This is a genomic window from Deltaproteobacteria bacterium HGW-Deltaproteobacteria-6 (assembly GCA_002840435.1).
Lineage (GTDB): Bacteria > Desulfobacterota > Syntrophia > Syntrophales > Smithellaceae > UBA8904.
Window position 1 is genome coordinate 159,353 of record PHAT01000006.1, and the last position, 19,224, is coordinate 178,576.

The 19,224-nt window shown below is 51.5% G+C and carries 20 protein-coding genes; 7 read left to right on the forward strand and 13 right to left on the reverse strand.

The genetic code is table 11. The features are described 5' to 3' along the window. Positions 1-94 precede the first annotated feature (94 nt). From CVU71_15240 to CVU71_15280, 9 genes are all read right to left on the reverse strand, one after another. The gene (locus tag CVU71_15240) at positions 95-655 is read right to left on the reverse strand and encodes a nitroreductase (protein PKN17780.1); all 561 of its coding nucleotides are present in this window, start codon (positions 653-655) and stop codon (positions 95-97) included. Positions 656-683: 28 nt separating this feature from the next. Continuing rightward, positions 684-1,499, reverse strand: a complete 816-nt coding sequence (locus CVU71_15245) for a 1-acyl-sn-glycerol-3-phosphate acyltransferase (protein PKN17781.1) — start codon at positions 1,497-1,499, stop codon at positions 684-686. A gap of 7 nt (positions 1,500-1,506) precedes the next feature. Continuing rightward, positions 1,507-2,748 (reverse strand): 3-oxoacyl-ACP synthase, encoded by a 1,242-nt coding sequence (locus tag CVU71_15250; protein ID PKN17782.1) that lies wholly within the window; start codon positions 2,746-2,748, stop codon positions 1,507-1,509. Next, positions 2,749-3,021 (reverse strand): acyl carrier protein, encoded by a 273-nt coding sequence (locus tag CVU71_15255; protein ID PKN17783.1) that lies wholly within the window; start codon positions 3,019-3,021, stop codon positions 2,749-2,751. A 201-nt stretch (positions 3,022-3,222) separates the two neighbouring features. Next, positions 3,223-4,698, reverse strand: a complete 1,476-nt coding sequence (locus CVU71_15260; protein PKN17784.1) for a hypothetical protein — start codon at positions 4,696-4,698, stop codon at positions 3,223-3,225. Between the two features lie 17 nt (positions 4,699-4,715). Then, positions 4,716-5,381 carry a hypothetical protein gene (locus CVU71_15265; GenBank protein ID PKN17785.1) on the reverse strand — a complete coding sequence of 222 codons (666 nt, stop codon included), beginning with the start codon at positions 5,379-5,381 and terminating at the stop codon, positions 4,716-4,718. Then, on the reverse strand, positions 5,378-6,007 hold the full coding sequence (locus CVU71_15270) for a hypothetical protein (protein PKN17786.1): 630 nt from the start codon (positions 6,005-6,007) through the stop codon (positions 5,378-5,380). Before CVU71_15270 ends, CVU71_15265 begins: the two co-directional genes overlap by 4 nt. A 2-nt stretch (positions 6,008-6,009) precedes the next feature. Further along, positions 6,010-6,744: a 3-oxoacyl-ACP reductase FabG gene (locus CVU71_15275; GenBank protein PKN17787.1), complete on the reverse strand. Its 735-nt coding sequence runs from the start codon at positions 6,742-6,744 to the stop codon at positions 6,010-6,012. A gap of 25 nt (positions 6,745-6,769) precedes the next feature. After that, positions 6,770-7,192, reverse strand: a complete 423-nt coding sequence (locus CVU71_15280) for a hypothetical protein (GenBank protein PKN17788.1) — start codon at positions 7,190-7,192, stop codon at positions 6,770-6,772. A gap of 186 nt (positions 7,193-7,378) precedes the next feature. Here CVU71_15280 and CVU71_15285 point away from each other — a divergent pair, with 186 nt between their 5' ends. From CVU71_15285 to CVU71_15315, 7 genes are all read left to right on the forward strand, one after another. Beyond that, positions 7,379-8,773, forward strand: a complete 1,395-nt coding sequence (locus tag CVU71_15285; GenBank protein ID PKN17789.1) for a hypothetical protein — start codon at positions 7,379-7,381, stop codon at positions 8,771-8,773. A gap of 112 nt (positions 8,774-8,885) precedes the next feature. Continuing rightward, complete coding sequence (gene hypA / locus CVU71_15290; protein PKN17790.1) at positions 8,886-9,236, forward strand: hydrogenase maturation nickel metallochaperone HypA; 351 nt, start codon at positions 8,886-8,888, stop codon at positions 9,234-9,236. After that, complete coding sequence (hypB, locus tag CVU71_15295; protein ID PKN17791.1) at positions 9,236-9,910, forward strand: hydrogenase accessory protein HypB; 675 nt, start codon at positions 9,236-9,238, stop codon at positions 9,908-9,910. The genes hypA and hypB overlap by 1 nt, the downstream gene beginning before the upstream one ends. Positions 9,911-10,714: 804 nt before the next feature. Continuing rightward, a complete protein-coding gene (locus tag CVU71_15300) occupies positions 10,715-10,948 on the forward strand; it encodes a hypothetical protein (protein ID PKN17792.1) in 234 nt (77 codons plus the stop codon). 146 nt (positions 10,949-11,094) lie between these two features. Next, positions 11,095-12,738, forward strand: a complete 1,644-nt coding sequence (locus CVU71_15305; protein PKN17793.1) for an AMP-binding protein — start codon at positions 11,095-11,097, stop codon at positions 12,736-12,738. A gap of 170 nt (positions 12,739-12,908) precedes the next feature. Continuing rightward, a complete protein-coding gene (locus CVU71_15310) occupies positions 12,909-14,462 on the forward strand; it encodes an acyl-CoA synthetase (GenBank protein ID PKN17794.1) in 1,554 nt (517 codons plus the stop codon). A gap of 63 nt (positions 14,463-14,525) precedes the next feature. After that, positions 14,526-14,906 (forward strand): MerR family transcriptional regulator, encoded by a 381-nt coding sequence (locus CVU71_15315; protein ID PKN17795.1) that lies wholly within the window; start codon positions 14,526-14,528, stop codon positions 14,904-14,906. Between the two features lie 52 nt (positions 14,907-14,958). On the opposite strand, the gene CVU71_15320 is transcribed toward CVU71_15315, so the two are convergent. The 4 genes from CVU71_15320 to CVU71_15335 all read right to left on the reverse strand — a co-directional run bounded on the left by CVU71_15320 (position 14,959) and on the right by CVU71_15335 (position 19,130). After that, positions 14,959-16,209 (reverse strand): hypothetical protein, encoded by a 1,251-nt coding sequence (locus CVU71_15320; GenBank protein PKN17796.1) that lies wholly within the window; start codon positions 16,207-16,209, stop codon positions 14,959-14,961. Continuing rightward, positions 16,206-16,841 carry a hypothetical protein gene (locus CVU71_15325; protein ID PKN17797.1) on the reverse strand — a complete coding sequence of 212 codons (636 nt, stop codon included), beginning with the start codon at positions 16,839-16,841 and terminating at the stop codon, positions 16,206-16,208. Before CVU71_15325 ends, CVU71_15320 begins: the two co-directional genes overlap by 4 nt. 58 nt (positions 16,842-16,899) lie before the next feature. Continuing rightward, positions 16,900-17,949: an enoyl-ACP reductase gene (locus CVU71_15330; GenBank protein PKN17820.1), complete on the reverse strand. Its 1,050-nt coding sequence runs from the start codon at positions 17,947-17,949 to the stop codon at positions 16,900-16,902. Positions 17,950-18,290: 341 nt separating this feature from the next. After that, positions 18,291-19,130, reverse strand: a complete 840-nt coding sequence (locus CVU71_15335; GenBank protein ID PKN17798.1) for a hypothetical protein — start codon at positions 19,128-19,130, stop codon at positions 18,291-18,293. Positions 19,131-19,224: the final 94 nt, after the last annotated feature.

Below are 19,224 nucleotides of genomic sequence, written 5' to 3' on the forward strand. Positions count from 1 at the left end.
GTAGGCTGAAGGCCGAAGCCTGTTAGGTCACTTTGAGGGGCGCGAAGCGCCCTTATATCTCAACCTTCAGCCTTCGGCCTTCAGTCTAATAACCTTATTCAAACATCTTCTTTCCGAATTGATCGAGATGCACCATATCGGACAGCGTTTTGCGCGCCGGGCCTTCCTTGGCTTCGAGAGTCCTGCGTCCAACGGGGATGACCGCAGCCACTTCGTAACCGACGGGCAGGGAAATGACTTTCCTGCAGGCATCATGATCCATCAAGCCGACCACCACCGTGCCCAAACCCATCTCATGCGCCGTGAGACAAAGCGTCTGCGTGGCAATTCCCAGATCAAACATATACCAGTTGGCATGTTTGGTGACATCCTGCCCGCCGTAGCAACCGGATACGCCCGTTTTGGCGCAAACCACAATCAGGGCGGAAGCCGCGAGCGAACATTTTGTCGCGGGATTTTTTCCGGCATAGCTCGCCACGACTTTGGCAATGAGGTCACGGTCGCGCACCACAATAAACTCCCAGGCCTGTGTATTGGACCAGGATGGCGACCAGCGCACGGCTTCAAAAATATTTTTCAATTCATCATCGGTGACAAAATCATCGGTAAACCTTCGGACACTGCGTCTTTTGCGTATGGCTTCCTGTAATTCCATAATCTACTCTCCTAAATTATTTTCATTGTTACGTTATTGCGTCAGAACCTTTCACGCTGCCAATTTTACCGGCGCCGACATCGGCGATTTTCCGTTCAAAGATTTGCCTTGCCTGATCGGTCAGGGCACTGATCGAAAAATCTTTTGCCCGGTAATCCGGCGCAAGCGAAGCGATCAATTCCAGCGTGATGGTGTTTGCTTCGCCGGTATGGAAAGAAAATGTGCCGGGACGAAACAGTTTGTCGGTATCCCGGATAAAAACCAGCTTTAACTCCGTGTTGCAGTATCGCGCAATGCTGAATACGCCTTTATTGAAAGGCAAAAGTCTGCCGCCCTGACCGCGCGTGCCTTCGGGAAATACAAACAAGTTGCCGCCGGCTGCCAGATGGCGGCGGATGCTCTCCATGTGTCTGATCATCGCGGGATCATATATTCCGGAAGGCGATGAAGGCACATATCCCGCTTTTCTTAAAAACCAGCCGAAAATGGGCACGTTAAAAAAAGTATTTTTAACAATGGTCGTCTGGCGCGGGAAAAGGGACACCAGTAAGATCGGATCCAGATAAGAAACATGATTACAGACAATGATGGAAGAGCGAAGTCCGCGTACATCCGCATGAATCGCAAACTTTGTTCGGGGCACCAGAAGCCCCATCAGGGCAAAAAAACATTTCAAATGGATATGATTCATTTTCTGCAAAACAGCATCGCTGCTTTTTAAACGCAGGTAGGCAGGAATAAAAAGTAACAGCAGAATAAATAAATAACCGAAAAGAAAATAAGCCCATAAAAGCACCGTGAGGCAAAAATCGATGATGCGTTGTATGGGTCGAAGAATGGCCATGTTAATTTCAGGTCAACTTTCGAACGAGCAGGTTGGTGTTGACGCCGCCAAACGCAAAATTCTGGATGGCGGCGGTTTTAACGGGATGTTCGATAAGCTTCGGGACGTGGCGAATCATCGCGCAGCGCTCATCAATATCATCAAGATTGAGCGTCGGCGCAACAAACCCCTCCTCCATCATGTAAAGCGTCATAATCGTCTCAATCGCGCCGCAGGCCGCCATGGTATGCCCCATGTAACTTTTGAGGGCCGTCACGGAAGGCCCCTTTCCGTAAACAGCGCCGATGGCCTGCGCCTCGATGATGTCCCCCATCTTGGTGGCGGTGGCGTGAGCGCTCACCAAATCGACTTCCGAGGCGTTGATTTTCGCATTTTCCAGACCGAGCTGAAGCGTCCTGGTTATGCCGTCAAGATTGGGCAGGATCAGATCGCCGCCGTTGGAATTGCAGGCAAAGCCAATCACTTCGGCCAGAATCGTCGCGCCGCGTTTCTTCGCGAATTCGTATTCCTCCAGCATGACGGCTCCCGCGCCTTCGGCGACCACCAAACCGTCGCGCGCCCGGTCAAACGGACGGGGCGTACGCTGGGGCTGATCATTGAAAGCTGTGGAGCAGGCCAGAAGATTATCAAAAACCGCGACTGTGATGGTATCATATTCATCCGCGCCGCCGCAGAGCATGGCGTCCTGCAAGCCGTATTTAACGGCCTCGTAGCCGTAACCGATGGACTGGCTCGAGGTGGTGCAGGCTGTCCCGGAAGAAATAATGCGCCCGGTAATGCCGAACATTTTGGAAATATTGACGGCGGTGGTATGCACCATGGATTTCAGATAATCGACGGCGCTGATGCCCTGATACGCCGCTTTATTCTCGGCATTGAAAAAGACCTTGTAAATATCCCGCTGAACGGTAGGGGAACCGTGGATCGACCCGAACGCGATACCCAGTCTGCCTCCCGTTACAAATTCAGAGGGAAGCCCCGCCTGCGCCAGCACTTCCTTGGCCGCCTGGCAGGCATAATAGGCCACGGGTCCCATGGTCTTGCGGTGCTGTCTTGCAAAATCGTACGTCATCGGATAGCTGACCGTGCCGTAAACGCGGGAATGAATAAAACGGCTGATCAGTTCATCTTCGCGAAGCTCCGTAACGCCGGAAACGCCCTTTAAAAGGCTTTCGACGATTTGTTCCCTGCCGTGTCCAATGGGCGATATGGCCGAACACGCCGTGATAACAACCCTGCGTTCCGTCATTTATTTTTTCTCCGCCGGCGTCCTGCGTTTTTCGGCCAGCATTTCAATATAGTCAATAATCTGTTTCATGGTACGGATATCCATAGCCTGCTTTTTTTCTTCCTGCGTCAATTCCGAACCCAAAAATTTTTCAATTTCCAGGAGCAGTTCAATGGCATCGATACTGTCAAAACCATAAGCCTCCCGAAGATTGACATCCATCTCCGGGTTCTCAACTTCAAACTCTCTCAGAAATATGTTGCGGACTTCCTTTTCAATATCCTGACGTGTCATTAAATTTGGATGACTCCTTTAATTTTCAATCTTGATTGACGCATATCGAAATCAACCACCCCGCAGCAGGCTGCGGCAGATTAACGCTCGTCCCGCGGAAGCGGGATTCAATTTATAACGTCCAGCGCAAGCTCCGGAAGGCTTCGTCGCCGGGCCGAAAGTGCGGCGGAAATTATCATAAATCAGCGTTGCCGTCCAGCATTAGAGTTGCAGGCGGAATTCCCTGATAAAACGCTCACTGCCTGTGAACTGCCTTGCCACGTTGAATGATCCCAGAATGCTGCCCAGCACCCCCGGCGCCATGGCGTTTTGACCGGCCAGACAAAGCCCGCCTATCGGTAGATTATTTAAAGAGGCTATCTTCAACAGTTGCCGGGTGGATCGCAATACCCCGTAACAGGAGCCTTCGGGACAATTCATGTAATCGCGCAGCGTCAGAGGCGTGAAGACATCCAGAATCCGCCAGTTCCGCAGAGGGCCGAATATTTCCTCCGCCTGTTTCAAAAGGCTGTACGCGATCATCAGCTTCTTTTCCTTGTAAGCCCCCCCGCGCCGTCCGGTCGATGTATTTTCCCAGCGGCTCCATTCGCTATAGAACGAGCGGGTAATGATGGACAACAAATTGGTCTCCTGATCAGGACCGCGCCGTATCTGATAAAAGACGCCGTCCTGGATAAACCCCTGTCCGTCACAGTGGAGCCGGTAAATATTATGATCGATTGCCGCGTGCGCCATGGCGTCAACGCTTGCCTGAACGGCAATCACGCCGTCCGTTTCCTCAAGCGTTAAGATCCGGTCCCGCAAGGATGCGCGCAGCGCGCTCTCTTCCAGCAGTCCCAGTAAGATCTTCGGGTGGATCGCAGCCACCACCGCGTCTGCAGGCAGGTCTGCGCCCGAGGAAAGGGTGATCCCGGTGACGCTGCCTTTTTGCAGGTTAATTTTCCGCACCGATTGATTCAGCATAAGACTGCCGCCCAGTCCGGTAAAACGTGCGGCAAAGACATCCGCCATCCTGGCGCCGCCGTCTTTTAACCGCCACGATGAAAACAAATACCCGGCCACCACCATGTGATGAAAAATGACCGGACAATCGGCAAGCGGCACACCGATCAGCTGACAGGGCACCGCCAGTATGGCCCGTAGTCGCGGCGTGGCCGCAAGGCCGTCGAGCAGATCTCCCATGGGCTGGAAATGATCCATATTCTGAAAGGGATCACCCTGGTTGAGAAGAAAAGACGGCTCCATCATCCGGCCGGCGATTCCGCGGATATTTTTCATCAGAACATCCAGCGCGGCGCCGTCCGCCGGACAGGCCTCGCGCAGATTTTTTTCATACGCGTCAAGACCTGCCGGCAGGTCGAAGACAAAATCATCAAAAATGTAACGGTCGATCACGCCGTCGCGCCCCATCCGGTAGAACAAATCTTCAACATCAATGCCCAGAATCCCGAACATTTTTCCCAGCGGTTCGGAAGCAGAAAGACCGCCGACATAATGCACACCTACGGGACAGTCAAATCCCCGGCGCGTATAAGAACGCATCAGCCCCCCCGGCTCCCGGTTTTTTTCCACAATCGTGACGCGGTACCCCAGCAACGAAAGCAGAATGCCTGTGGAAAGACCGCCGACGCCTGCGCCGATGACCACAACATTCTTCCCTTCAATTGGATTTCTCATGGATGGGGTCCCTGAAATTATTTCGTAAGCTGCGGCTCGTCTTTTGCCGCTTCAGCTTCGATCAACGTCATCATGAGTGTGTAATCGAACAGTTCCGACGCCTGAAGTTCAATGGTGGAATAGGGGGGCGCCGCCGCGGGCGCCAGCCTCACGCTTCGTTTCAAGCCTCCGCCTTCCGAGTAGCGGCGAACGTTCATGCGCCCGTCAGGACCTGATAACACATCAACCCAGCCACCCTGCTTGTTGTGCCACCGGCAAACCTGATCCCCTCCGGCCAAAACGCCTTTTTGGGTGAGCATACCCGGCGGGGCAAGAAAGATCAATTCGATATCCTCCATCATGTTGCGGGCGAAATCCCCCTCGTCAAAGGGCGGAAGGGCCCGGCTGACCATCAGCCCGGATGGCCCGGAAGCGGCTTCAAAAAAAGTCACACCTTCCGCACTCATCAGGGCGCAGGATATCGTCCTCGATGAAGGATCCGTGAGCGTCACACCGATCATAACGGTTTTTGTCTCGCCTGCCGTGCGCACTTCAATGGCATGGATGAGCCGTGTTTTTTCCGTGAGAAACGGCGATGGACACAGGATTGTTTGCGTCGCAGGCCCCGCCGGCTGGAAAATCTGCGGCAAGGCGGCGCAGGACAAAAGCAGAAAGGAACCTGTCAGTAAAAGGAGGCCTTTCATTGAATATCCTGAAACACGGCGGGATTAATTTCTTTATTGATAACCACATGCTTAAAGTCAATGCGGGTTTCGGCGCTCGCGCTTTCCACAATCCGCACGGACTGGACGGACCTGTCTTTTCGGGAAACCGTAATTTCAATTTTTTCGATCATGCCGGCCATGCCTGCGCCCGCAGGCTTCAGGATGATCTGCGTTTGGGCTCCTTCCTTCAGGGTGGCGGTGAAGGAGGGATTGGAGTTAAATTTGCCGCTCATCCAGCCGGCCACTTCGTCGAGAACGATTTTCATCGCCTGTGAGCCGCCGGTTTTATCTTCAATCATCCTACCGCCGGAGGCGATATAGCGCCTAGCCGTCCCTTGGCCGGAGATAACCACGCTCCTGACCGGTTTATGATATTCCCAGCGGATGGAAGAAGGTGCGGCATAAAAAAACTTCCCTTCGGAAACCAGCGGTCTGGACAAAATTTTCATGGATTTCTTTTGCACAAAATCGGCGGAAATGGTTGAAATCCGGGCCGAGTCTTTGCGCAGCTGTTCAAAATCGTCCGCCCGGACGGCAGCCGGCAAGACCATCAGGAAAAGCAGCAAAATCAGCCCTGTTTTATTCATCACTGCAACTTTGAACATCACTAGTACATCCCGCCGTTGACGGAGACAACCTGCCCTGTAATGTAAGAGGCTTCATCCGAACATAGAAAGCGGATAACGCTGGCAACTTCTTCGGGTTTCCCCACCCGCGCCATCGGAATCATGCTTTTAATCATCCCCGCATCCATCGGCATGCTGCTCAGCATATCGGTTTCGATGGGACCCGGCGCGACGACATTGACGCGAATGCCAAAGCGCGCCACTTCTTTGGAAAGCGAACGCGAAGCGGCGTTGATCCCGGCTTTGGCCGCGGCGTAATTGGCCTGACCGCGGTTGGGAATCATTGACGAAATGGAAGAAACGGATACGATGGCGCCGCGTTTCTTCCGGACCATTTCGCGCAGGACCGGCTTCGTCACGTTATAAAAACCATTGAGTATCGTATTAATGACGCGGTGCCATTCATCCTCCCCCATCATCATGAAGAGACCGTCGGCGGTAACGCCGGCGTTGTTGACCAGAACATCGATCCGCTTATGCTCTTCAACTATTCCGGCCAGTGCATCTTTTACTTCTTCCGCATTGGCCACATCGAATTTTCGTATTTCACCCGCCTGGCCCGCGGCTTGAACCTGCGCCAGTGTTTCAGCTGCCGCCGCCTCACTGGCATTGTAATTGATCACGACATAGTAACCGTTGGCGGCCAGCGCAACCGCCGTGGCGCGTCCAATTCCCCTGCTGGCTCCCGTTACTATGGCTATTCTTTTTTCATCCATGATCTTATGAGCTCCTTTGTTTACATTATGAGATATCATCATTCAGACGCATGGCTTGAAGAACTGCCGAAAGCAGAACCTCGTCGCCCGATTTCACGATTCCTTCAATCACACCATAGTGTTCTATGGCATATAAACTTTTGACCGACACCGTAATGCGCGTTCCCAGTTGAATAACGTCGGTTTTAAAATTGGCTGATTTGATGCCGACCAGCCAGCCTTTCGTTCCGCTTTTGCCTTCCCGTTTTCGCTTGTAACCTTCCACCAGGGCGGCCGTCTGGGCAATGGCTTCAATTAATGCCAGTGAATGGACTGTCCGGCCGTCGCACAGCGGCCAGTTTTCATTGACCACAGCGGCGGCAATGCCTTCATTATCCTTCAGTTCCACGGCCTCGGTGATGATTTTCATCGGTTCACGATGCGGAATCAACGATTCAATATCAACCATCGGCCTATATCCTTTTTTTAATTTAAATTAATGAGAAAATGACGCAGAAGTCAATAAAAATCGTTCCGGCTTCACCGGTATCTGTATCCGGAGATCAGTCCATGTATTTTCCCTGAAAACCCGCGTTGCTTTTTTTATTCATTTCTTATAGACGGTAAAAATAATATTTTGTGAATTTGATTACTTATGACTATGAAAGAAAAAAGCCCCTTTATCACCGCGTATCAGAAAATACTGAATCCGCCGAAAGCGCAGTACCGGAAAGAATTCACGTATTCCGGGCAGACCTATGGCGACATTTATGAGCTGGCCGCCGGGTTAAAGAAAACCTTAAAGCGGCGCGGCAGGGAAAAGTCGGTCTGTCTTTGTACGGAGAATAAGGCCGTGGTCGCCGCATCCGTTCTGGCCTCGCTTTCCGGGGCCTGTAATTTAATTCTGCCTCATTCCTTTTCCTCGCACGCCATGACGGAGATGCATGACGCAACAGGTTTTGACGCCGTCATCGCCGATCATCCCGAAGAGATGCCCGCCGTGGAAATCATCACGCCGCAGACGGGAAATCCCGGCGATTTGCATCCGGGAAACATGCGGAATCCGGATCAGCCTTTTTTACAGCTTTTTACGGGCGGCTCAACCGGCAAACCTAAAGTCTGGTCCAAATCGCCGCGCAACCTTTTGGCCGAGGCCCTTTATCTGCGCGACAAATTCGCGTTGACGGAGAAAGATCTGTTTATCTCCACCGTCCCGCCGTATCATATTTACGGCCTGCTTTTCTCTATCCTTGCGCCTTTTCTGGCTCATGCACGGGTCCTGCCCGAAATTTATACCTTTCCGCAGGAAATCATCTCGACCATTAACCGGCACAAAGCCACCGTGCTGGTGAGCGTCCCGATTCACTACCGTTCTTTAAAAGTGGATAATCTGGCCGCGCCCTCGCTTAAAATTGCTTTTTCTTCTTCCGGCGTTTTAAACCGCTCCGATGCGGCATATTTCCTGAAAAAAACCGGCCTGGGCATCCATGAAATCTATGGTTCAACTGAAACGGGAGGCATCGCCACGCGCAGCATCAATGAAAATACGGAAAGCTGGAAGCCCACTGATGTCGTGTCCTGGAAATTGGCAGGCAGGCGATTGGCCGTGCGTTCCGATTTTACATCCCCCGAAATGGAAAAAGACACCGAGGGCTTTTGCGTGACCGGCGATGAGGTCAGACCGGATAAAAACAACCGGTTTATTCTTCTGGGCCGCGCCGACGGCATTATCAAAGTAGCCGGCAAACGCGTCGATCTGCAGGACGTCCAGAATAAAATTCAGACATTACCGGCCGTGCGCGACGCGGTGGTCATTGCGCTCCCCGCCGAAAAAGGCCGCGAAAGCCTGATTGCCGCACTGGTTGCCTGCGACCTCACGGAAGTACAGCTCAAAAAAATGATTTCAGAAAAGCTTGAACCCTATGCCATGCCCCGCCGTGTCAAAATTGTTCCGTCCATCTCCCGGACAGCCGCAGGCAAGGTGGATTTCCGCCGCGTCGAACAGGCGATTCTCAGGGAAAAAGATAAACCGGCGTCAAAGCAAAAATAACCGTGCAGAAAATCATCGGGTGGAATGCACTAAGGCGGAAGAGGCGCAAAGGACGACGAAAAGAACGCTAAAAACATACCACGATTATTTAGAATTGGGATAAAATAAAAACATGCATGAACTTCCCGTCACTGAAAGCATTTTGCAGATCGTGCTGAAACACGCCCGGACAAACGGCGTTTTGCGCGTGGTGACCGTTCATCTGCAGATCGGCCGCCTCAGCGATCTCGAGGATGAGTGGATTCAACGCTATTTTGATTACTTAAGCAAGGGGAGTGTGGCCGAAGGTGCAAAACTGATCATTGAGCGCATGCCGATCATGGTACAGTGCAGCTCCTGCTCCACGTCCTATGAAGCCGACGCGGCAAAATTGGGCGATCTGACCTGCCCGAATTGCGGCGGGAAGGACAGCAGGTTTCTTTCCGGAAGAGAGTACTACATCAAGGATATGGAGGTGCAATAGTGGATGAAGTTCGAATGATCGAAGTCAAGGAGGAAATCCTTGCCGATAATATCAAAGTCGCCGAAGGCGTCAGGGAGCGGCTCCGCAATGCCGGGACCCTGCTTGTAAACCTCATGTCCTCCCCGGGATCCGGTAAAACCAGTCTGATTCTTCAAACAATTGATCACCTGAAAGACGAGGTGAGGTTAGGCGTAATTGAAGCGGATATTGAGTCCAAGGTCGATGCCGAAAAGGTTGCCGCCCGGGGCATTCAGGCTGTTCAGCTCCGGACGGGAGGATTCTGCCATCTGGACGCCACCATGGTGACTCAGGGAATTGACGCCCTGCTGGTTGATGATCTGGATTGCGTCATCATCGAAAACGTAGGGAATCTGGTCTGCCCCGCGGAGTTTGATACAGGCGCCCATAAAAATGTTATGATCCTGAGTGTTCCCGAGGGTGACGACAAACCGCTGAAGTATCCCCTGATGTTTTCGATCTGCGATTTACTGCTCATCAATAAAATTGATTATCTTTCGCTGAGCGATTTTGACATGCCGGCCATGCGCAAGCGCGTTATGGCCTTGAATCCCCGCATCGTTATACTGGAGGTGTCCTGTAAAACAGGCGCGGGGATCGACAACTGGGTCAGCTGGCTCACAGGAGAAGTCGACGCCTTCAAGACGCTGAAATAGTCTTCGTCGGGGAAACCTGATTTAATCCCGCTCACGCGGAGCAAGCGTTAATTCACCGCGCGCATTGTTGTCCGGTAAACGCCCCTGTCCGGGGTCGCAGGCTATGAGGACATCCGCCCCGGGACGGATTGCTGCCGGGTCTGTTGATCCCCGGACGTTGCAGGCGATGCGACGGCCTAGGGCACATTATGTGCCTTGCCGTTTGTATCGTAACAGGTAAGTTCCCCGTCAAACGAGCTTCCATCCGCCGGGTAGCATGCCCAACAATTGCCTTTGCACTCCGAGGCGTATTGCTCATTACACTCGTTGGCATATTTTGCATAATGGGTATGTTTGCAATCATCACACCCTAATGGCAGATAAAAGCATTGCCCCATACTTACTTTGCCTGCGCTGCTCTTCGTGCCTCTGTCTTTAATGCAGCGCAATGTTTTGTCTTTACAATCGGCGTATGCGTACGATCCACAAAAGACAATCACCAAAGCCAGAGCAATCATCACACACCCAAATATTTTTTTCACTTTCGATTTCCTCTTTTCTTAGTTTTCGTTTTGATTCCACTCAGAGCATCTTCCCTGCTGTTTGGCAGTATGCAGCATTCAAGGACATTTGCAAGATTTTTCCTCGGGTTAAGTTCATGCCGGCTGCCTTTTTCAGAAAGCGGTGTAAAATAAGCCTGCTTCTGCTTTTGCTGATTACAAACAGGAATATTGAATTGAAAGGCTTCACCACCATGCGGAAATTAATTTTGCGCCCCTTGTTTAATCTGTTTATCGGGAAGTCTTCCGTCTTGGGAGACTGACGGTGACCGGATCAGATACGTTTGCAGCCCCGGCCCCGCTAAAACGCTCCGCGCTTTTTCGTAACCGGCCGCCGCATAAGGATCAACAAGACATTGCGGCCATAACCGCTTTTCGCGCGCTGAGACGCATAAGCCGTTATTATGGCTGGTGTTTAAAAATTAATTTTATGCCTCTGCCGTTCGTATTTTATTTTTGTTACGGCCTTTTTCTGATGCTTTCAATCGAAATTTATTGACAGAATTTAAAATTCGGCTATACTCAACCCAGTTTACGTTAAGTGGGATTAAAATACCATTTATCCGAAATTCAGCGTGGGGCTTACCTGATCGATCATCAGCAAAGACCCTGTAATGCAATCTTAATCCATGGCGAGGTGCTTTTATGTCCGATTTTGTGAACAAGACTGTAGGAAATGTAATTAAAGAAACAGCCGGCCGTTATCCGGAAAATCCCGCTCTGATTTCACCTCAATTTCAAATCCGTCAAAATTACCGCGAATTATATGACCAGTGCCGTAAAACGGCCAGAGGCCTGCTGGCGCTGGGCATTCAAAAGGGCGATCATGTTTCCGTCTGGACAACCAATGTCCCCGAATGGGTGTATCTGCAATTCGCCCTGGGTATGGTTGGCGGGGTTCTGGTCACCATCAACACCAACTACCAGTCCCATGAACTGGAATACATTCTCAAGCAATCCGATTCCACCACGCTTTTTTTAATCGACGCCTATCGCGACACCAGCTTTTACGATACCGTGCGCACAGTAATGCCGGAATTGAATACTCATCAACCGGGCCGGCTGGCATCTTCCAAACTGCCGATTTTGAAAAACATCGTCTATATCGGCAAAAAAGAAAATACGCCCGGCATGTTCAAATTTTCCGATCTGATTAAAATGGGGGAGAAAATAACGGAGCAGGAACTCGATGACCGGATGAATTCTCTCTCCGATGATGATGTCATCAATATGCAATACACCTCCGGGACAACCGGTTTTCCCAAAGGCGTCATGCTGACGCACCACAACATCGTCAATAACGCCCGCATGGTCGGCGACGTAATGGGCATGACTGAAAAAGACAGTCTGCTGATTCAGGTACCGCTCTTTCATTGCTTCGGCTGCGTCATGAGCACGCTCAACAGCGTGTATCACGGATCAGCCATGGTTGTCCTGGAATCCTTCGATCCAAAAATCGCCCTGGAGCTGATGGCTCAGGAAAAATGCACGGCCATCAACGGCGTACCGACCATGTTTGTAAACATTCTGAACCATCCTGATTTCAACCGCTATGATTTGACATCGCTGCGCACCGGCATCATGGCCGGCGCGCCCTGCCCTATCGAAACCATGAACCAGGTGAACACCAGAATGCATTGTTCCGAGATTGTCATTGCCTTCGGCCAGACGGAGTCAGCGCCGGTCATGACGATGACGCGCCGCGACGATCCGGTTGAGTTGCGCGTCGCCACCGTCGGACGCCTGCTGCCGGATATCGAAGGCAAAATTATTGATCCGGAAACAGGCCTTGATCTGCCGGCGGATGCGCAGGGCGAAATTGTCACCCGCAGCGCCTGCGTCATGAAGGGTTATTACAAAATGGCCGAAGCTACGGCGCACACGATCGATCAGGATCAGTGGCTGCACACCGGTGATCTGGGCGTCGTGGACAAAAACGGTTATTTTAAAGTCACCGGCCGGATCAAAGACATGATCATCCGGGGCGGTGAAAATATTTATCCCCGCGAAATCGAGGAATTCCTTTATACCAATCCGAAAGTAGCCAACGCCCAGGTGATCGGCATCGCCGACAAAAAATACGGAGAACAGGTTCTGGCGGCCGTCCAGCTCAAAGACGGAGAGACGGCGACCGCGGAAGAATTTAACGGGTTCTGCAAGGGAAAAATCGCCCGGCACAAGATCCCCCGCTATTGGGAGTTCATCAAGGAGTTCCCGATGACGGCCAGCGGCAAGATTCAGAAATACAAACTCAAAGAGATGTTTGAAAAAAAATATAAAGCAGAATGACCCCCTTGCAGGGGGCGCGAGGCTGAAGGATAAAGCGAAGTTTCACTTATGCGTCAGAAAAGTCAATCAGCAGAAGAAAATCAGACAGGAAAGAACCGAAGGCTTCCGCATGATCTTCAGCCTTCGGCCTTCAGTCTTAAAACCTACATTCATTATGAGAGGACCTGAATATGAGCAACATTTGTTACCGCGATACCATTGGCGATATGGCCCGGAGGGCCGCAACAAAATACGGCGATAAAACCGCTATTATTTTCCGTGAGCAGAAACTTTCATTTTATGATCTCGAACGGCAGGCCAGACGCTTTGCCAACCTCATGACCAGCTACGGCGTTCAAAAAGGCGACCGGGTGGCCATCTATGCCTACAATTCCCCCTACTATCCCATCAGCATGATCGGCCTGGCCAAGATCGGCGCCATTCAGGTTCCCATCAACTATATGCTCAACGCCGAGGAAATCGCCTATGTTATTAATCATTCGGGAGCGAAGATCTTCATCATCGAAGATATCCTGTATCCGATCATTGCCAAGGACCAGGACAAATTCGCCACCGTTACGAAATGGGGTTTCCTTCCTCTGGGGGATTCCATCGTTCCTGAGGGATTCTTCAACCTGATTGAGGAAATGGAAGCGATGCCCTACGATGAGCCCCAGGTGGATGTCAGCGCGGAAGATACCGTGCAGATTCCCTACACCAGCGGGACGGAGTCCAAGCCCAAGGGCGCCATGCTGTCGCACCGGGCGCTCATGTCGCAGTATCACAGCTGCATCTTCGACGGTCAGTATGAGACCGACGATGTAAGCCTGCACGCCCTGCCCCTCTTTCACTGTGCCCAGCTCCATTGCTTCCTCATGCCCTATCTGTATATCGGGGCCACCAATGTCATCATGCACAAGGCAGACCCCCTGGAAATGATCCGGCTGATTGAAAAGTATCAGATCACCCATATGTTTGCTCCGCCCACCGTCTGGATCGGGATTTTGAACCATCCGGAATTTAAAAACTACAACCACCGCAGTCTGAAAAAGGCGGCTTACGGCGCTAGCATCATGCCGGTGGAGATTATCAAGCAGCTGTCCGTAACATTCCGCGGCCTGAAGCTCTGGAACTATTACGGCCAGACGGAGATGGGGCCGGTGGCCACCATCTTGAAGCCTGAAGATCAGCTTCTGAAGCCTGGATCCGCAGGCAAGCCGGTTCTGAATGTTGAAACCCGTCTGATGGACGATGACGGAAAGTTTGTTCCCGTGGGCACCGTCGGAGAGATCGTCCATCGGTCCGGCCATGTCATGACAGGTTATCTCAACGACCCGGAAAAAACCACCGAGGCTTTTGAATTCGGCTGGTTCCACAGCGGCGACCTGGGGCGGTTTGATGAGGACGGCTATCTCTATGTTGTGGACCGCAAGAAGGACATGATCAAAACCGGCGGCGAAAACGTCGCGTCCCGCGAAGTCGAAGAGGTGCTTTACCAGTATCCGGGCATCGAAGAGGTGGCGGTGATCGGGCTTTCCGATCCCAAATGGATAGAAATCGTGGCGGCCGTTGTCATACCCAAAAAGGGCGTAACGCTCAACGACAAGGAGATTATCGCCCACTGCCGGGAAAAGCTGGCCGGATTCAAATGCCCCAAGAAGGTCGTCATCGCCGACAGGCTGCCTAAAAACCCGTCAGGAAAAATTTTGAAGCGGGAACTCAAGGAAAAATTCAACGCATCATAAAGAGACAAAGGGGGCACAAAGCTTTGTGCCCCCTGCAAAATATTTCCAAACAAGGAACAGACCATGGGTGATGAATTTACTTCCATCGGAGAGCTCGCCAGACAACTGGATATGAGCCAGCGCACCATCCGCTATTATGAAGAAATCGGTCTGCTCAATTCCATCAAACGGGTGGAGGGCGGACGCAGAATCTATACGGACGCTGATCTGAGGCGTCTGAAATTGATCAAACGCCTGAAAATCATGGGCATGACCCTGACGGACATGCAGGAACTCGAAGCCATGTGGACCTATGAAAAGTCCAATGAAAAAGTGCTCAAAAGGCTTCTGGAGCTGCTCGGCAATCACTTAAAAAGGCTTGATGACCGCATTGCCGATCTGGATATCCTGAGAAACGAGATCACCGAATATCAGGAGCGCATCCGCGCGAAAATGAGCAAATAAAAATCAGGGCCGCAGTCAGCGGCGCAGCGGCATCACCGGATCGCCGGGACCATCAGAATATCAATTTATTGAGCCGTTTGATCAGGGATTGCGCCGGAGCAAAATCACTCTGGATACTTAATGCTTTCTCGCAATCGGACAGGGCCTGTGAATAAAGCTTCATCTCAAAGGCAGTCTGGGCGCGTCCCCAGAAACCGTCGAGCAGAGAGGGGTTGATGGCAATGGACCGGTCGTAGTCTTCCAGGGACCGGTCATAGCGCTTCGCAACCCGGAAAGTCAGCGCCCGGTTATTGTAGCAGCGTACGTTGTCCGGATCGTAGCGGATGGACTTGGTGAAGTCACGGATCGCTCTCGGATAATCGGACAGGGCGAAGTAAGCCATGCCCCGGTGATTGTAAACGAGCGACCGGACTTTGTCTTTTATTTTCAAACGCAGGATCGACGTATAAATTTCAACGGCATTTTCCAGTTGCCCGCCGCTGTGGGCCGTGAGCGCCGCCAGCAACGCTTTCTCCAGATTCGCCTCCCCCATGATCGAATCAATGTCGATAGGTGCAACCGGTTGAATGTTTGCTTCCGGAGAAGCGGGTAAATCCGGATCGATGCTCGGCTGAGCCGCCAGCTTCACTTCCAGGCTCTGACGTCGCTTGCGGTCGCGTTCCCGGATTTCCCTCTGGTAATCGCGGATTTCCTGAAAGATCAGATCGGACAGCGTCAGGGTGGCATTGAGTGACGCAAGCTTGCGCCGGATGGATTCATTCGGCAGATTAATGTCCGACTTGTAAATCAGTTCGTGTTCCACTTCCGCCCAGGCATCCTGCAGAATCGTCCGCAGCTGCACTTCGCAAACGCTTGCCGTATAGGGCAGATCCCGCTTCCGGTAGATGGGATCGATCCTGATCAGGAAATGCACAGAGTCATAGCCGAATTCCCCCACCGAATGGCGCGATCCCTTTCGTTCCAGTTCGACGACATTGAAATGGGTCTTGATCAGATTTTCGATAACATCCAGATCCTCCAGAAAGGGGCATACGATTCGCAAACCCAGAATGTCCGTAATCACCGCCGCATCATTGCCCTGATCGTGATGAGACATTTTAATCAGTTTATCAAAGTAAGTTTCAAAACGTTTGACGCGGTATTTGATGGTGGAAAAGCTGCCGCCCGCTTCCAGGACAGTCCGCACCTGCAGGTGGAGGGACTGTAGAATCTCATCGTAAACGGGATAGAGATCTTCATAGATGGCTTTGAGTTTGCCGCGGTCCAGATCCTCGGGCAATATGAAAGTCAACTGGTCATTCATGAATCATTTTTTCCCTGCAGGAAGGGGTCCGGCGCTACGTCCAAATGCCTGCGGTCATTGACCGTCTCAATATGCGCCTCTCCGTTTCGGATGCTTATCTCGGTTCTGGAGGCCGTATCCACGCAAGTGGTGCGAAATTCGGACAGGCTGATATTTCGCAGCCGGCACAGAATCGCCGCGATGGTAAAGTTGTGCGCAACAACCAGTGCGTTTTGCGAACCGGCAATAATTTTTTCAACGGGCGGCCAGGCCCGCGTCTGAACATCAGCCAGCGATTCGCCGCCCGGCATTCTGACGGATGCCGGATCGGCAATCCATTGCTTCAGAAATTCTTTTTCACGGACCATCAACTCTTTAAAAGACAAGCCTTCAAAATCGCCCTGATGCATTTCCATCAGTTCGGGATGAACGACTATCCTGCCCTGGTGAAAACTGTTGATGATTTCGGCTGTCCGATACGCCCTTTTCAGGGGACTGGCGTGAATGACACCGATATCGGAATCCTTCAGAGACAATGCCAGTCTGCGGGCCTGTTCCAGGCCTGCATCGGAGAGTTCGATGTCGCTTATTCCCTGAACCCTGCCCTCTTTATTCCACAGCGTTTCGCCGTGCCGAATCAGGATTAATTGCATATCATTACCCTGGCGGCAGGAAGCCTGTCGGCCCTGCCGTCATCCGGTTTATTATTATTTATGCCTTGTAACTGTTCAATTTGGCCAGCGCCGCATCCGCTTCGCGCATAACGCGGTCCATCAGTTCTTTGGTGGTCGGGTTATCGGTAATGCCGCCGCAGCACTGTCCGGCAAAAAGGATGCCGCCTTCCACATCGCCCTCGTTGAGCGCTTTGAGATGCTTCATGTTGCCCACGGCCTGGCGCGCCAGCACCATCAGGGGATGGCCTTCCTCGGCTTTAAGCATTTCAATGCTGACCCCCACAAATTTGGCAAAAGAAAGATTCATCAGCTTTTTGACCAGGAGCGCGCCCTTGACGGCTTCCACCACCGGAAAGCCCCGTTTGGTCATTGCTTCGGCTTCTTTGGTTTTCAGCACACGCCCGTCCATGCCGTCAAATACGTTGTCGTAAAGGGTGTCCTGTTCGGTCGCCTCGATGCACAATCTTTTGAAGTTGTCATGCACCATGCTTTCCTTGACCACCATGAAACGGCTGCCCATGGAAATGCCGTCCGCGCCCAGAGCCAGCGCCGCCGCAAGGCCCCGTCCGTCATAAAATCCGCCCGCGGCAATCAAAGGTACCTTCACCATGGAAGCAACCAGTGGGATCAGCACCATGGATGTTGCCGCCGCGCCGTGCGCCGCCGCTTCATGGCCTGTGACCACCAGCGCGTCGCAGCCCAGGGCAACGGCTTTGGCCGCGTGCTTGGCGATGGCGATCGTGCCCACCACTTTGCCGCCATAGGCATGCACGTCATTCACAAACCAGGGCTTCCCCAGCGAATAGTTGATCACCGGAACTTTCTCTTCGATCGCGACGGCGATATTTTCTTTGGCCCCCGGCCCCACCAGAATCTGATTGATGCCGAAAGGCTTATCCGTCATCTGCCGGATCTGGCGGATGTTTTCACGCGTTTCTTTCGGGGTGCAGCGCGCGATGGCCAGGAGTCCCAGTCCCCCGGCGTTGCACACGGCCGAAACCAGTTTGGGTTCCGTAATCCAGTTCATCCCGGCAAGCATTATCGGATGCTCGATGCCGAACATTTCCGTCATTCTGGTTTTAAACATAATTTTCTCCTTATTGGTTATCAAATTATTTTGATGTATTTTTTCATGTCCGTTTGCGGCAAGAAGCATAAGAGAAGAGGAAGGCGATGTCAAAACAATTTTATTCCGGGCTCAACTTGAAAAAAAGCATCAGGCAGCAAGACAGGCGGTTATCCGATAGCAGTGAAGGCAAAAAGAGCAACGGCTTGCTTGACGGCATTCTTTGAGAGCCAAGACATTTTCATAATCTGCCGGGAGGGCTCAATTCAGCGGCAAACGCGATAACTGATCGCAAAGAAAAACGATTATCCGTTACCAGGCGGAATAGAAACATGATCGTTCAGTGCCTCCCCATTGCGCCTTCACGAACGGAAATGACTCACTTCGAAAAGACCGCCGGCAGATCTTGCCTGGAAAGACCATTGATCTTTATTAATCCATTCATCAGCAAGGTGCGGAGCACTGCAATTGCGCAGACTGATAATTCTCCAGTTGCTTTTATTCAGCGCCTTAATGACCGAGTCCGATGAAAAAAAATGCAAATGCCCCAAGGGCCTGACCATAGCCCATTTTCCTTTTAATTGTTGGGCTTGAGGTGATTCGCTATTCGGAAATCCGCCGGTGATTAAGCAATCATCATTTGCCATACTTCTTAACTTCGTCAGCATATGAATCGGATCCGCAAGATGCTCGAGGACGTCCTGAATCATGATGAGGTCAAAAAATATCCCTTTGGGAATATCATTGATATCGGAAACAACATTGGCGCGACTATTTGCTTTTTTCCAACATCCCGGTTCAACGCCATAACATAGATTGGCCTTCCTGCTCATATAATTCAGCAGATGGCCGTTCCCTGAACCGACTTCCAAATAGTTAAAATTATCCAATTGCTTCATGGCGTGAGTTATTTTAGTGAAATAATCTTCAATTGATTTATAATTAACTTCTTTTTCTACCTGTTCTTCCGCATATCCTTTGTTGACGACAAATTCGGAATTGTCAGCATACAGATGGCTTAAATATTGTTGCCTCGGCATAGGATCAATCCACCAATGACTGCAATTGTGGCAACGCCTTAAATTGCAATTATCCATGGCGTCTGGATTAATCGTTTTTACGATATCGATAATGTCGGATTCTCCGCTGCAGATTGGGCAAAGACTGCATTCATCTACTTTACTTTTTTCTATAAACTGCATGTTAACCTCTTTTCCCAACTGATTTAATCCCGCAGATTGAATCAGTATGTTTTTTCCCGATTAAGAATGCGACTCGCAGATTTATGTTTTATAG

Coding starts and splice junctions, on each gene's coding strand:
- CVU71_15240 (PKN17780.1), bottom strand. CDS start 655: ATGGAATTACAGGAAGCCATACGCAAAAGACGCAGTGTCCGAAGGTTT.
- CVU71_15245 (PKN17781.1), bottom strand. CDS start 1,499: ATGGCCATTCTTCGACCCATACAACGCATCATCGATTTTTGCCTCACG.
- CVU71_15250 (PKN17782.1), bottom strand. CDS start 2,748: ATGACGGAACGCAGGGTTGTTATCACGGCGTGTTCGGCCATATCGCCC.
- CVU71_15255 (PKN17783.1), bottom strand. CDS start 3,021: ATGACACGTCAGGATATTGAAAAGGAAGTCCGCAACATATTTCTGAGA.
- CVU71_15260 (PKN17784.1), bottom strand. CDS start 4,698: ATGAGAAATCCAATTGAAGGGAAGAATGTTGTGGTCATCGGCGCAGGC.
- CVU71_15265 (PKN17785.1), bottom strand. CDS start 5,381: ATGAAAGGCCTCCTTTTACTGACAGGTTCCTTTCTGCTTTTGTCCTGC.
- CVU71_15270 (PKN17786.1), bottom strand. CDS start 6,007: ATGTTCAAAGTTGCAGTGATGAATAAAACAGGGCTGATTTTGCTGCTT.
- CVU71_15275 (PKN17787.1), bottom strand. CDS start 6,744: ATGGATGAAAAAAGAATAGCCATAGTAACGGGAGCCAGCAGGGGAATT.
- CVU71_15280 (PKN17788.1), bottom strand. CDS start 7,192: ATGGTTGATATTGAATCGTTGATTCCGCATCGTGAACCGATGAAAATC.
- CVU71_15285 (PKN17789.1), top strand. CDS start 7,379: ATGACTATGAAAGAAAAAAGCCCCTTTATCACCGCGTATCAGAAAATA.
- hypA (PKN17790.1), top strand. CDS start 8,886: ATGCATGAACTTCCCGTCACTGAAAGCATTTTGCAGATCGTGCTGAAA.
- CVU71_15305 (PKN17793.1), top strand. CDS start 11,095: ATGTCCGATTTTGTGAACAAGACTGTAGGAAATGTAATTAAAGAAACA.
- CVU71_15310 (PKN17794.1), top strand. CDS start 12,909: ATGAGCAACATTTGTTACCGCGATACCATTGGCGATATGGCCCGGAGG.
- CVU71_15315 (PKN17795.1), top strand. CDS start 14,526: ATGGGTGATGAATTTACTTCCATCGGAGAGCTCGCCAGACAACTGGAT.
- CVU71_15320 (PKN17796.1), bottom strand. CDS start 16,209: ATGAATGACCAGTTGACTTTCATATTGCCCGAGGATCTGGACCGCGGC.
- CVU71_15325 (PKN17797.1), bottom strand. CDS start 16,841: ATGCAATTAATCCTGATTCGGCACGGCGAAACGCTGTGGAATAAAGAG.
- CVU71_15330 (PKN17820.1), bottom strand. CDS start 17,949: ATGTTTAAAACCAGAATGACGGAAATGTTCGGCATCGAGCATCCGATA.
- CVU71_15335 (PKN17798.1), bottom strand. CDS start 19,130: ATGCAGTTTATAGAAAAAAGTAAAGTAGATGAATGCAGTCTTTGCCCA.